The 12,809-nt window shown below is 73.3% G+C and carries 10 protein-coding genes; 5 read left to right on the top strand and 5 right to left on the bottom strand.

Annotated elements, in window-relative coordinates:
• Nucleotides 1-614: 614 nt before the first annotated feature.
• Nucleotides 615-944, bottom strand: a complete 330-nt coding sequence (locus tag JNW98_RS26920; protein WP_223770899.1) for a hypothetical protein — start codon at nt 942-944, stop codon at nt 615-617.
• A gap of 342 nt (nt 945-1,286) precedes the next feature.
• Between JNW98_RS26920 and JNW98_RS26915 the strand changes: the two genes are divergently transcribed.
• On the top strand, nt 1,287-2,438 hold the full coding sequence (locus tag JNW98_RS26915) for an epoxide hydrolase family protein (protein WP_263421249.1): 1,152 nt from the start codon (nt 1,287-1,289) through the stop codon (nt 2,436-2,438).
• Between the two features lie 428 nt (nt 2,439-2,866).
• Here JNW98_RS26915 and JNW98_RS26910 read toward each other — a convergent pair whose 3' ends face one another.
• The 4 genes from JNW98_RS26910 to JNW98_RS26895 form a co-directional block, all read right to left on the bottom strand.
• Nucleotides 2,867-3,700, bottom strand: coding sequence for a transposase family protein (locus tag JNW98_RS26910; RefSeq protein ID WP_223770898.1), 834 nt, complete (start codon nt 3,698-3,700; stop codon nt 2,867-2,869).
• 73 nt (nt 3,701-3,773) lie between these two features.
• Complete coding sequence (locus tag JNW98_RS26905; protein ID WP_223770897.1) at nt 3,774-4,229, bottom strand: hypothetical protein; 456 nt, start codon at nt 4,227-4,229, stop codon at nt 3,774-3,776.
• A 326-nt stretch (nt 4,230-4,555) separates the two neighbouring features.
• Entirely contained in the window at nt 4,556-5,215 is a 660-nt protein-coding gene (locus JNW98_RS26900) for an HhH-GDP family DNA glycosylase (RefSeq protein ID WP_223770896.1), read from the bottom strand.
• Between the two features lie 17 nt (nt 5,216-5,232).
• On the bottom strand, nt 5,233-7,359 hold the full coding sequence (locus tag JNW98_RS26895) for a catalase (RefSeq protein ID WP_223770895.1): 2,127 nt from the start codon (nt 7,357-7,359) through the stop codon (nt 5,233-5,235).
• A gap of 524 nt (nt 7,360-7,883) precedes the next feature.
• On the opposite strand from JNW98_RS26895, the gene JNW98_RS26890 reads away from it, so the two are divergent.
• The 4 genes from JNW98_RS26890 to JNW98_RS36945 form a co-directional block, all read left to right on the top strand.
• Entirely contained in the window at nt 7,884-8,849 is a 966-nt protein-coding gene (locus tag JNW98_RS26890; RefSeq protein ID WP_223770894.1) for a UDP-glucuronic acid decarboxylase family protein, read from the top strand.
• A 61-nt stretch (nt 8,850-8,910) separates the two neighbouring features.
• The gene (locus tag JNW98_RS26885) at nt 8,911-10,566 is read left to right on the top strand and encodes a carbamoyltransferase family protein (RefSeq protein WP_223770893.1); all 1,656 of its coding nucleotides are present in this window, start codon (nt 8,911-8,913) and stop codon (nt 10,564-10,566) included.
• Nucleotides 10,563-11,645, top strand: coding sequence for a glycosyltransferase family 2 protein (locus JNW98_RS26880; RefSeq protein ID WP_223770892.1), 1,083 nt, complete (start codon nt 10,563-10,565; stop codon nt 11,643-11,645). Before JNW98_RS26885 ends, JNW98_RS26880 begins: the two co-directional genes overlap by 4 nt.
• Nucleotides 11,642-12,809, top strand: a 1,168-nt coding sequence (locus tag JNW98_RS36945; RefSeq protein ID WP_372459330.1) for a D-glycero-alpha-D-manno-heptose-1,7-bisphosphate 7-phosphatase, incomplete at its 3' end; no start/stop codon positions are given. The genes JNW98_RS26880 and JNW98_RS36945, both read left to right, overlap by 4 nt.

The following is a 12,809-nucleotide window of genomic DNA, read 5'->3' as shown; positions in this document are numbered from 1 at the left end:
AGCCCCCCCCCCGCCCTTTCACCGTTTCCTGCGGGGGCAAGCCCCCGCACCCCCGAGACCGCACTCCGCGCACGGCACGCGCAACGCACGGCACGCGCAACGCACGGCACGCGCAACGCACGGCACGCGCAACGCACGGAGCCTCCGCCAACTTGAAGTCGCAGGTCAAAGGGCTGGTGTGACCGGTTCTCGGGGTGCTTGCACTGGTCGTGGGCGGCTGTCTGAGGGGTAGATCGTCCGTCATGTAGCGGAGGTGCTGGCCGACGAGTCGTTGGCAGAGGAAACGGCGCCGGTCAGGGCCGCGGTGGCAGGCTCCGTCATGCGCTGTGGGCCGAGGGCGCCGACGTGAAGACGCTCGCGCCGGAGTACCAGCAGATCTTGTCGGTGCTCACCGTGCCGGAAGTCGCCGGCGGGAAGCGGGTGAAGCAGATCGCGGTGCAGCTGGGGGGGAAAGACGACCCCGGCTCGGATCGAGGGGTCCGCTCGCGGATGAAGCGGCTGGTGACGCGGGGCTGGACGGGTGCACTCGCCTGTGTCGAGGGGCGGGCTGCGGCCCCGATCCCGACGACGTTCTTCCGGTCACGGGACCACAGCGATTGGCGTAGCGCGCGCCGCTATCCGAACTTCACATATGTCGGGTATGGCGCGGTGTACTCGTCCTGCTGCCGGGAGCCGAGGAACCTGCTGGTCGAGGTGCAGTTGCTGTTGGTGTACAGCCGGGCATCGGTGTCGGTGTCATTGTGTGCCAGGCGCGCGCCCCCGGGGATGGCAAGGCAGGGACCGGTGGGCGTGGAGCCGAGGAAGGCCTCTTGTCCGGTATCGGCGCGGGTGTAGAAGAAGGTGCCTTCGGCGGCCTGTGACGGGGTGGCCATGCCGGCCACCAGCATCAGCACTGCCGCTCCGGCGGTCGCCACGATCCTGCTCACGTGCCTCGGTGCATGCATGACGAGGTCTCCTTCCCTCTGGGGGGAGTCAGGGACGTGCACATCTAGGACAGCAGGGACAACGACCCTCTAGGATCGCTTTTCGCACAATTCACCTGTGAGGGTGAGTAGGGACGGATCCAGAGGGGCGCTGCCGCCGCCACTCTCGGGGTTGGTTGTCAGTGGCCAGTTGCGATTCCCCGCTCGTGGCCACTTATCGGGGAGCCATCTGGCCGCGATTCTCACTAAGGGTGACGAGATCAAGGGCCGATCGCTGCGGCTGGGCTGGGCTTTGCATGACACGACCACTTCGGTGGTCGGCATCGAGACCGGGCGAACTGCTCAGCCTCTACGTTGATCACTATGAGTGCTGAAATCACCCCGTTCCGCATCCAGATCCCGCAGGCCGATCTGGATGATCTGCATGACCGTCTGGCCCGCACCCGATCGCCGTATCCGGTGCCCGGCACCGGCGCCGACTGGGACCGGGGCATCCCACCGGCCTATCTTCATGAGCTGGCCGCGTACTGGGCGGACGGGTTCAACTGGCGGGCCCACGAAGCCCGGCTGAACAGCTTCCCGCAGTTCCTCACCAAGATCGACGGGCAGACCATCCACCTCCTGCACCTGCGCTCCCCCGAGCCGGACGCCATCCCGCTGCTACTCAACCACAGCTACCCGACCTCCTTCGTGGAGTTCCTGGAGGCCAGCGGGCCGCTGACCGACCCGCGGGCGCACGGCGGAGACCCGGCCGACGCATTCCACGTCGTCATTCCCTCACTGCCCGGCTTCGCCTTCTCCAGCCCGCTGTCGGCGCGGGGGTGGAATCTGGAACGCACGGCCCTGGCGTTCGGGGAGCTGATGACCCAGCTGGGATATGAGCGGTTCGGGGTAGAGGGCGGCGACCTCGGCGCCGGGGTCACCGGCCGGATGGCGATGCTCCTGCCGGAACGGGTGATCGGCGCTCACACCCACGGAGACCGGCTCCAGCTCGGCATGGCCGGCGAGGACCTCCCGCTGCCCGAGGGCCTCGACGCGGAAGAACAAGCCGGGCTCGAAGCGGCGCAGCGATCCTGGTCCCAGATGAAGGGCTACCGGGTCCTCCACTCGACCGAGCCCAACGCCCTGTCCGCCGGACTGGCCGACTCCCCGATCCTCCAGCTGGCCTGGATCGCCGAAAAGCTCGCCGAGTGGGCCAACCCCACCACACCGCTCAGCCGCGAGGACGTCCTGGTCACCGCCAGCCTCTACTGGTTCACCCGCACCGGCCCCGCGGCAGCCGACTTCTACTGGGAACTGGCCCACGCCCCCGACAGCAGCTGGGGTGAACCCAACGGCGTCCCTATGGGCGCCTCCCTCTTCTACAGCAATCCCCTCGTCCGAAAGGTCCTCCACCCTGGCGGTGGGCCGTCCTTCCTCCGCGAACACGCCGAGGGCGGACACTTCCCGGCCTTCGAAGTCCCCGACCTGTTCGTCGACGACATCCGCGCCTTCTTCCGGCAACTCCGCCGCTGACACCGGCACGGCGAAAGCCGCACACGAGGTGAGGACCACGCCCACATACGGCCACGTAGCGTCACGGCGCCGAGTGGCCGTACGTGGGGAAATTCCGCTGGCCGCCGTCAGTTGGTTGCGGGATCCCGCCTCGGCCGCTTCGGGGCAGGGCGAGGGCATCACGCGCTTTCGGCGAACGCGGCGGAAGGCCCTCGTGGCTGTCTGCGGGCCAAACGTCCTGACGGTACGCCGGCACGCGTGGAGCTCGGCGACCAGTCGAGCAGCCTTCTGCTGCGTGGAGGCGGGTGCCGGGTAACCGGGCCAGGTCAGCTCTTCGTCCCCCATGAGCAGATGGGATTGTGCTCGCTTCCACCCGTCGATCCCGTCGCGGAGCCCCAGGACGTCCGTGAAGGCGTGGACAATGACGGATATCGCATCTACGCCTACCGTCAGCGGTTGACTTCGAGGTTCGTCAGGACGAGCAGGGCGCGCAGGAGGTGGGTGGCGCGGGCGGGGTCGGTGCGGAGTTTGGTGAGGGTCCGCCAGTTCTTGAGGTGGGCGAAGCCGTGCTCGACCGGTGCCCGTCCGACGGCGAGGACGCGGTTGGCGGTCTTCTGGCCTGGGGTGAGCTTGTGGGTGCGGCTGGCGTGGAAGCCGGTGACGATCACGGGGTCGCATACGTCGTTGTCCAGGCCGCGGAAGCCGAGGTCTGCCAGCGCCCCGAGGCCGGCGGCGCGCAGGTGGGCCAGGATGTGGTCGTGGCGGGCGGCGGTGTTGTCGTGGGTGCGGCCCGGCCGGGCCGCGGATATCCAGATCAGCCGGCCCTTCTCGTCGGTCAGGGCGAGGAAGTGCAGGCCGTGGCGGCGGTGTTTTCCGGAGTAGTTCCGCCGGTCGGCCCTTCCGGTGCGGCGCTGGGTGCGGATGAGGGTCCCGTCGATCAGGACCACCTCTCCGCCCTGTTTGGCGACCTTCTTCAGGGCGCGGTCCAGGCGCGGTGCCTGCGCGGCGAGCAGGATGATCAGCTCGTCGCGCCAGCGGCGGACGGTGGACTCGGACACGTTGTTGCCGCCGGCCATGTCGGCCAGGCGCTGATCGTGACGGAGCACGGCTAGGACGATCACCGCGATCTTCCCGGGCGGCAGGATCCGCCACCTGGATCGAATCGCCTTCAGATGGCGCCTGAGCAGATCGGCGAGATGGTTGACTGTGCTCGTGGACAGGGACAGGCGGCACTGGTAGACAAGCGGGCAGGTGTCCTCGGCGTGCTTTTTGGTATTCGTCACACAATTCCAACGGCCTCCGGGCGCACCCTGGTTACGCCCGTGCCGCACCGCTCCGGGCGGCGGTGCCCCCTGGTCACAGGCGCGTGGTGAACCGGCCGTCGGGGAGTTTCCGCAGCCAGCCGCGATCGGCGAGTCTGACCAGCTTGCTGCGTAGCGGTTCCAGCTTGGCCCGCACGCTGGTGTCCACGCCCACCGCCTCGCCGACCTCGCGGGCCATGACAGGTCCTGCGGCCTGCCGCACAACGGTGAGAATGCGCTGGTAGTCCGGCGGCAGCGCGCGCTCCTCCACACCAGGTTCGCGGTGCGGGATCAGCATCACCGCCCGTCCGGCCACCTGCCCGGGCGCCGGCAGGTCCGAGGCGTGTTCCTCGGCGAGCTGCCCGGACACCCGTTCAAGGACCCGTTCGGCGACAGCGAGCTCATCCCGCTCAGCTCGAACCTCCACCAACTCCTTGGCCAGCCGTTCTTCCATTTCGTCCAGTTCCGCGCGCCGCGCGGTGATCCGTTCCAGCAGCTCGGGATCCAGCATGCATCGGATCGTAGAAGGCTGACCGCTCAAGGCGAACGGAAACCGGCAAGCCGACCGCGCTGACGGACGATCTTCTCCGCGGACTTCCGCCCGCGACCAGCACGAGTACCCCGCAATCCGATCACACCAGCCCTTTGACCTGCGACTTCAAGTTGGCGGAGTCTCAACGCACGGCACGCGCAACGCACGGCACGCGCAACGCACGGCACGCGCAACGCACGGCACGCGCAACGCACGGCACGCGCAACGCACGGCACGCGCAACGCACGGCACGCGGTCGCGGCTTCGCCGCTCCCGCCCCGGTGTTCACGGGCGGACGCCCGCCCTCACTTCCCCGCCCGCCCCCGTACGTCCTCCACCACGTCCTCGTCCAGCGCGGCGCGGACGAGGGCGGCGGCCAGGGCCGAGGTTCGCTCGGGGGCGACCAGCCGGGCCAGGGGCTCGGGCCGGGTCGGGAGGCCGAGGCGGGCGGCGCCCTGGAGGGCCTTGTCGTCGAGGTAGGGCAGGAGCTCCGGCCAGACACCCTGGACCTCGCGGAGGAAGATGCTCGCGCCGGCGGGGCCCAGGCCGGGGATCTCCTGGAGGATTGCCGGGAGGCGGCCGGGGTCGCCGTCGGCGGCGGCGCGCATCCGGCGGACGTCGCCGCCGTACCGGTCGAGCAGCAGTTCGGCGCCCTCGCCCAGTTGGGTGGCGGTGCGTTCGTCGTAGCGGCGGTAGCCGCCCGCGCCGAGCGCGTCGACGCGCCGCTGCCAGCCGGCGTCGGCCATCCGGCGGGGGTCCTTCAGGCCCGCGTCGGCGAGACTGCGGGCGGTGGCCACCGCGACCGACGCCCGGATCCGGGCGCTGAGGAGGCAGGCCAGGACGAGGAGGCGGTAGAGCGGCTGCGGGGTGTCCCGCAGCCGGATGCCCGCCTCCTCGGCGTAGGTGCGGCCGTGCGCGTCGAGCAGCGCCCGTACCGTGCGCCGGTCGCCGGCGGTGGCGTTCACCGTGCGCTCCCCCGGGCTCAGTTGAGCAGGCCCGGGCGGCGCGGGAAGCGGTGCTGGGCGATGGCCGTGGCGAAGGCGTCGGCGACGTCCTCGACGGAGGCGGTACCGTCGCCGGCGAACACGCCGTAGGAGGGCGCCGATTCGCCGAGGACGACGTCCTCGGGCAGCCGGGCCGCCGTCAGCAGCCGCGTTCCGTCGCCGAAGACCGCGAGCGGCTTGCCGTGCCGGTACGCCTCCTCGACGAACCGCACGGCCGCGGGGTCGGCGGCCAGCACCGACACCGCCTGGGCGCCGCCCGGCACGAGGACCGCGTCGTAGAGGACGGACGCCATGGTCGGCATCGCCCGGTCCACGTCGAGGACTTCGCCCCCGGCGCCCTGGACGGAGCCGTCGCGGGCGGCCAGCACCTCGACGATCGCGCCGTGCGCGGTGAGCCGGCCGCGGGCGGCGGCGACCTGGCCCGCGTCCGTCCCGTCCGCCACCAGGACGGCGATCTTGCGGGTGCGGACCCCCTCGTCGCCGAGCAGGTTCTCCTGGCTGAGGGCGGGGGACGCGGCGGTGGGGACGTTCGCCGCGGGCGCCGGCGCGGGCAGGCCGAGGCCCTCCGCCACCAGGGTGGCCAGGTCCGCGTTGACGTTGGCCAGGTTCCCGACCATGCGCTCGCGCACCTCGATGGACATGACCTTGCCCAGCTCGAAGCGGAACGCCTCGACGATGTGCCGCTTCTCCCAGTCCGCCATGCTGTTCCAGAACAGCGCCGCCTGGCTGTAGTGGTCCTGGAAGCTCTCGCTGCGCACCCGGATCTTCTCGCCGTCGACGCGCTCGGCGTAGTGCCGGAACACGCCCGCCCCGCCGCCGACGCCCGCGTGCGCGGGGCAGCCGCCGCCGAGAGAGTTGGGGAAGTAGTTGGTGCCCGGGTGGATGACCTGCTGGCCGAAGCCGTCGCGGTGGTTGTGGTGGACGTCGGCGATCGGCCGGTTGACGGGCAGCTGGCTGAAGTTGGGGCCGCCGAGCCGGATCAGCTGGGTGTCCAGGTAGGAGAAGTTCCGGCCCTGGAGGAGCGGGTCGTTGGTGAAGTCGATGCCGGGCACGACGTTCGCCGTGTGGAAGGCGACCTGCTCGGTCTCGGCGAAGAAGTTCTGCGGGTTGCGGTTCAGGACCAGGCGGCCGATCGGCCGCACCGGCACCTGCTCCTCGGGAATGATCTTCGTGGCGTCGAGGAGGTCGAAGTCGAAGTCGAACTCGTTCTCCTCCGGCACCAGCTGGACGCCGAGCTCCCACTCCGGGTACTCGCCGGCCTCGATGGACTCCCAGAGGTCCCGGCGGTTGAAGTCGGGGTCGCGGCCCGCGATGATCTGCGTCTCGTCCCACACCAGGGAGTGCACGCCCAGCTTGGGCTTCCAGTGGAACTTCACGAACGTGCCCCGCCCGTCCGCCGTGACGAAGCGGAAGGTGTGCACGCCGAAGCCCTGCATCATCCGGTAGCTGCGCGGGATGGCCCGGTCCGACATCAGCCACATCAGCATGTGGGTGGACTCGGGCTGGAGCGAGCAGAAGTCCCAGAACGTGTCGTGGGCCGAGGCGCCGGTGGGGATCTCGTTGTGGGGCTCCATCTTCACCGCGTGCACGAAGTCCGGGAACTTGATGGCGTCCTGGATGAAGAAGACGGGCATGTTGTTGCCGACCAGGTCGTAATTGCCCTCGCGGGTGTAGAACTTGGTGGCGAACCCGCGGACGTCGCGCACGGTGTCGGCGGACCCGCGCGGCCCCTGCACCGTCGAGAAGCGGACGAACACGGGCGTCCGGCGGCCGGCCTCGGCGAGGAAGTCGGCGCAGGTGTACTCGCTCAGCGACTGGTACGGCTCGAAGTAGCCGTAGGCGCCGGCGCCCCGGGCGTGCACCACGCGTTCCGGGATGCGCTCGTGGTCAAAGTGGGTGATCTTCTCGCGGTTGTGGAAGTCCTCCAGCAGCGTCGGCCCGCGCCGGCCGGCCCGCAGCGCGTTGTCGGTGTCGTCGACGCGCACGCCCTGGTCGGTGGTGAGCGCGTCGTGCGCGGGAGCGGCACGGAACCGTTCCAGCTGCTGGTCCTTGGCGTCCTGCGCCGCCGGGTCGATGCCCCGGCCTGACTCGGATTGAGCGGGCACGCGCGTACGTCCTTCCTGGTCAATGCCTCATCGCCTCGTCGCGGCGGCCGTCGGCCGGGTCCATCCCGCGTGCCGCGGTTCCCGCCGCCGACGCGACCGCCCCGGAGGGCCGGCGTCCGTACGGCGCCGATCGCCTCCTCAGGCTCACCCGCCTGCCCCGGGCGGGCAAGCCGAAACGGGCGGTACGGGCGGTGCCGCCGGGCCCGGGTTGCCCCAGGTGGCCCAACCGCCGGGGCTGTGCGACGCTTCTAGCCGAGTCGCATTCGCTACGGCGGGTCACGACCGCGAGCCCCGGGTGAGCCCGGGGACACGAGCCCGGTCGAGCCGGGCCGGGTGACCGCCCCCGCGCCGAGCCCTTCCCGGCCGGCCGCAGAGACAGAACTCCATTCCGCGTCGTCCCCGGGCCCCGGCCACCGGACGGTCCGGCGCCGCGGCAGCCCTCCCGACGGGACGACGACAGCCGGTCCCTCACCGGCGGGCCGTACCGCACCGGGACCGGTGCCCGTACGCGAAGGAGTGTGATCATGGACGAACGACGCTGGACCCGTGCGGTGATCACCGGAGGAGCGGGTTTCGTCGGATCCCACCTGTGCGAACGGCTGCTGGCCGAGGGCACCGAGGTGTGCTGCGTGGACAACCTGGCCACGGGATCGCGCGACAACATCGCCCACCTGGAAGGGGATTCCCGCTTCTCCTTCGTCCGCGCCGACGTGTCGGACCCGGCCGCCCTGGCCGCCGTCCCAGGACCGGTGGACCTGGTCCTGCACCTCGCCTGCCCGGCCTCGCCCGCCGACTACCTGCGGCTGCCGATCCAGACGATGGAGGTGGGAAGCAACGGCACCCGGGCAGCCCTGGAACTCGCCCGCCGGAACGCCGCCCGCTTCCTGCTGACCTCCACCTCCGAGGTGTACGGCGATCCGCTCGAACACCCGCAGCGCGAGGACTACTGGGGCAACGTCAACCCGATCGGCCCGCGCAGCGTCTACGACGAGTCCAAGCGCTACGCCGAGGCCCTGGTCGCCGCCTACCGGCGCACCCACGGCACGGACACCGCCATCGTCCGCCTCTTCAACACCTACGGACCCAGGATGCGGGCGAACGACGGGCGGGCGGTGCCCAACTTCATCCGGCAGGCGCTCGACGGCGAGCCGCTGACGGTGGCCGGCGACGGCGGCCAGACGCGGTCCCTCACCTACATCGACGACACGGTGGACGGCATCCTGGCGCTCGCCGCCCGCGGCCACCCCGGTCCGGTCAACATCGGCGGGACGGACGAGACGACCGTCCTCGAACTGGCCCGGTTCATCGTGGACCTGACCGGATCCGCCTCGGTCATCGAGTTCGTGGACCGGCCGGTCGACGACCCCGGCAAGCGCCGGCCCGACACCACGCTGGCCCGCCGCCTCCTCGGCTGGTCGCCCCGCGTGGACTGCGCGGAGGGCCTCAAGCGGACCGTGGAGTGGTTCGCGCGGACGGCCCCCTCCTCGTAACCCCCCTCCCGGTCCCCGCGGAGCCCCGGCGTCCGGACCCCCACCAGAGACGGAGCACGGCATGCGCATCCTCGGTATCAACGCCCTCTTCCACGACCCGGCCGCGGCGCTGGTCGCCGACGGGCGGATCGTCGCCGCCGCCGAGGAGGAGCGGTTCTCCCGGCGCAAGCACGGCAAGCGGCCGGTGCCGTTCGCGGCCTGGGAGCTGCCGGTGCTCTCCGCCCGGTGGTGCCTGGAACACGCCGGGCTGAGTCCCGGCGACCTGGACGCCGTCGCCTACTCCTACGACCCGGCGCTCGCCCTGCCCGCCGCCGAGATGGGACTCGACGACCCGTGGGACCACCTGCGGCAGACCTACGCCCGCGAGGCGCCGGCCTTCCTCGCCGACGCCCTGCCGGGCCTGGACCCCGCGCGCGTCCGCTTCGTCGCCCACCACGTGGCGCACGCCGCGTCCGCGGGCCTCGCGGCCCCGCACGCCGACAGCGCGGTCCTCGTCCTGGACGGGCGCGGCGAGTGCGCCTCGCACCTGGCCGGCCGTTACACCGGCGGCGACCTGGAGGTGCTGGCCACCCAGCGGCTGCCGCAGTCCCTGGGCCTGGTCTACGAGGAACTCACCGAACACCTGGGCTTCCTGCGCAGCAGCGACGAGTACAAGGTGATGGCCCTCGCGGCGTACGGGAAGCCGCGGTTCCTGACCGAGGTGCGGAAGTACCTGCACGTCACGGAGGACGGCGGGTTCCGGGCGAGCGCGGTGCCGTGGGCGGCGCTGACCGAGCCGCGCGTGCCCGGCCAGGAGTGGACGCAGGACCACGCCGACCTCGCCGCCAGCACCCAGCAGTGCCTGGAGGAGCTGCTCCTCGACCTGGCGCGCTGGCTGCACGCCCGTACCGGCGCCGAGTCGCTGGCCATGGCCGGCGGGGTGGCCCTCAACTGCGTCGCCAACTCCCGGATCGCCGTGGAGGGTCCGTTCCGCCGGGTGTGGGTGCAGCCGGCCGCCGGTGACGCGGGTACGGCCCTGGGCGCCGCGCTCCAGCTCGCCGCGGACGGCGGCGCCCCCACCGCGCCGATGGACGGCGCCGACCTGGGCCGCGGCTGGTCCGACGAGGAGCTGCGCGACTGGCTGGAACGGGCCCGGGTGCCGTACGAGCAGCCGCCGGACATCGCGGCGGCGGTGGCCGAGACGCTGGCCGCGGACGGGATCGTCGCCTGGTTCCAGGGCCGCAGCGAGTACGGGCCCCGGGCGCTCGGCCACCGCTCGCTGATGGCCCATCCCGGCCGGGCCGAGAACCTGGAGCGGCTCAACCACGTCAAGGGGCGCGAGGAGTTCCGGCCGGTCGCGCCGATGGTCCTCGCCGACCGGGCGGCCGAGATCTTCGAAGGGCCGCTGCCCAGCCCGTACATGCTGTTCGTGCACGGTGTGGCCCGGCCGTGGCGGGACCGGATACCGGCGGTCGTGCACGTGGACGGCACGGCCCGGATCCAGACCGTGGAGCCGCGGCGGGAGCCGCTGGTGGCCCGGATGCTCGCTGAGTTCGAACGCCGCACCGGACTGCCCGTCGTCGTCAACACCAGTCTGAACACGGCCGGCCGGCCGATGGTCGACGATCCGCGCGACGCGCTGGAGTGCTTCGGCTCGGCACCCGTGGACCTGCTGGCCATCGGGCCGTACGCGATCCGGCGCGGCCGGGCGTACGCCGGAGGGAGGCCGTCGGCATGAATCCCTCATCCGGAACGGTGAGTTCCTTCTCCTACGCGGTGGTGATCCCCACCGTGGGCCGGCCCTGCCTCGCCGACTGCCTGGACGCGCTGGCGTCGTCGGCGGGCCCGGAACCCCGCGAGGTGGTCGTCGTCGACGACCGCCGGGGCCCCCGGCACGCCCGGCCGCCGCTGCCGCTGGCGGCCCTGGGGACGCTGCGGCCCCGCGCGTCGGTGCTGAGCGCCGGCGGCCACGGGCCGGCGGCGGCCCGCAACGCCGGCTGGCGCGCGGTGGACAGCCCCTGGGTGGTCTTCCTCGACGACGACGTCCGGGTGGGGCCCGCGTGGCGCGACGACCTGGCGGGTGACCTGCTGCGGGCGGGCCCGGACGTGGCCGGCGTGCAGGGCGTCATCGAGGTGCCGCTGCCGTCCGGCCGGCGCCCCACCGACTGGGAGCGGAACACCGCCGGCCTCGCGGACGCCCGGTGGGCCACGGCCGACATGGCGTACCGCACCGCCGTCCTGGAGGCGGTGGGCGGCTTCGACGAGCGCTTCCCGCGCGCCTTCCGCGAGGACGCCGACCTGGCGCTGCGCGTCCTGGCGGCCGGCCGGCGGCTGGAGCGCGGCACCCGGACGACCCGGCACCCGGTGCGTCCCGCGGGCCCCTGGGTCTCGGTGCGCACCCAGGCCGGCAACGCCGACGACGCGCTGATGCGGCGGCTGCACGGCTCCGACTGGTGGGAAAGGGCCGGGGCGCCGCGCGGGCGGCTGCGCGGGCACGCGATGGTGACCGCGGCCGGGACGCTCGCCGCCGCCCTGGCGGTCTCCGGCCATCCGGGCGCGGGCGCGGCGGCGGCCGTCGGCTGGGCGCTGGGCACGGCGGAGTTCGCCTGGGCCCGGATCGCGCCGGGCCCACGGACCGCGTCCGAGGTGGCGGCGATGCTCGCGACCAGCACGGTCATCCCGCCACTCGCGGTCTGCCACCGGCTGCGCGGCACCTGGCGGCACCGGGGTGCCCGGCCGGTACGGTCGGCGGTACACGGCCCGCTGGTCGTCCCGGTGCCGGTGCGGACCGCCCCGCGCAAGGGGGTGCGGCGATGACGGCCCGCAGGCTCCCGGCCGCCGTGCTCTTCGACCGGGACGGCACGCTGGTCCGCGACGTGCCCTACAACGGCGACCCGGCCCGGGTCGTCCCCGCCCCCGGCGCCCGGCAGGCGGTGGCCGCGCTGCGGCGGCTCGGCGTGCCCCTCGGCGTGATCAGCAACCAGTCGGGCGTGGCCCGGGGCCTGCTGACGCCGGCCCAGGTGGACCGCGTGAACGCGCGGGTGGAGCGGCTGCTGGGCCGCTTCGACGTCTGGGCGGTCTGCCCCCACGGCCCGCACGACGGCTGCCCCTGCCGCAAGCCGGCCCCCGGCCTGGTCCTGACGGCCGCCCGCGCCCTGGGCGTCGACCCGGAGGACTGCGTCGTCATCGGCGACATCGGCAGCGACATGGAGGCCGCGGCGGCGGCCGGCGCCTCCGGCGTCCTCGTCCCGACCCGGGCGACCCGCCTGGAGGAGGTGGCACGGGCCGCGCGCTGGGCCCCGGACCTGCCGACGGCGGTACGCGGCCTGCTCGCGCGCGGCGCGGGCGGCGGCACGACTGCCGCCGAAGCCCCGACGGCCTCCCCCGCCTCCTCGCCCGCCACCACCGGCACCTCAGGCCCCGCCCGCACGGCGTCCGGCAGCGGCATCCCGCCCGGGACGGGGGCTCGGGCCGCGGGCGGCGGTGCCGACGGCACGGGCGGAAGCGGGTCCGCCCGCGTCCGGGCCGTCCGCAGAGCGCTGCCTGCCACGGTAGGAGGCACCCGCCCCCGCACCGGAAGCACCGGGGCCCCGTCCGGGCCCCCACCCCGGGGCCCTCACCCGGCCACGCCGGGCGCGTCCGGTGTCCCCGCCACCGGAACGGCGGGCGCCGCCAAGCCCGCGCCACCGGCCGCGCTCCGCCAGGGCGAGGAGGCCGGGCCCGGGCGTGGGCCGGGCGAGTACCCCGGCACCACAGGCCGGCACGGGCACCCGTGTGCCGGCCCGGCCGCTCCCCGCCCCGAGGCGGAGGCAAGCTCGACCGCCCCCGCACCGGCCGGCGGGGTCACCGGTGGCCCCGACCCGCTCGGGCACCCGTACTCCCGCCGCGCCCCGCAGTCCTCCGAGGCGAGGCCCGGCCCGGCCACAACGCCCGCGCCGGGCGGCAGACGGCCTGCGGGGAACGCGGCCGGTGCCGTCGCGC

Source organism: Streptomyces huiliensis, from assembly GCF_020037025.1.
Lineage (GTDB): Bacteria > Actinomycetota > Actinomycetes > Streptomycetales > Streptomycetaceae > Streptomyces > Streptomyces huiliensis.
The sequence above is the reverse complement of the archived record's forward strand: the minus strand, read 5'-3'. Positions and strand labels throughout refer to the sequence as shown.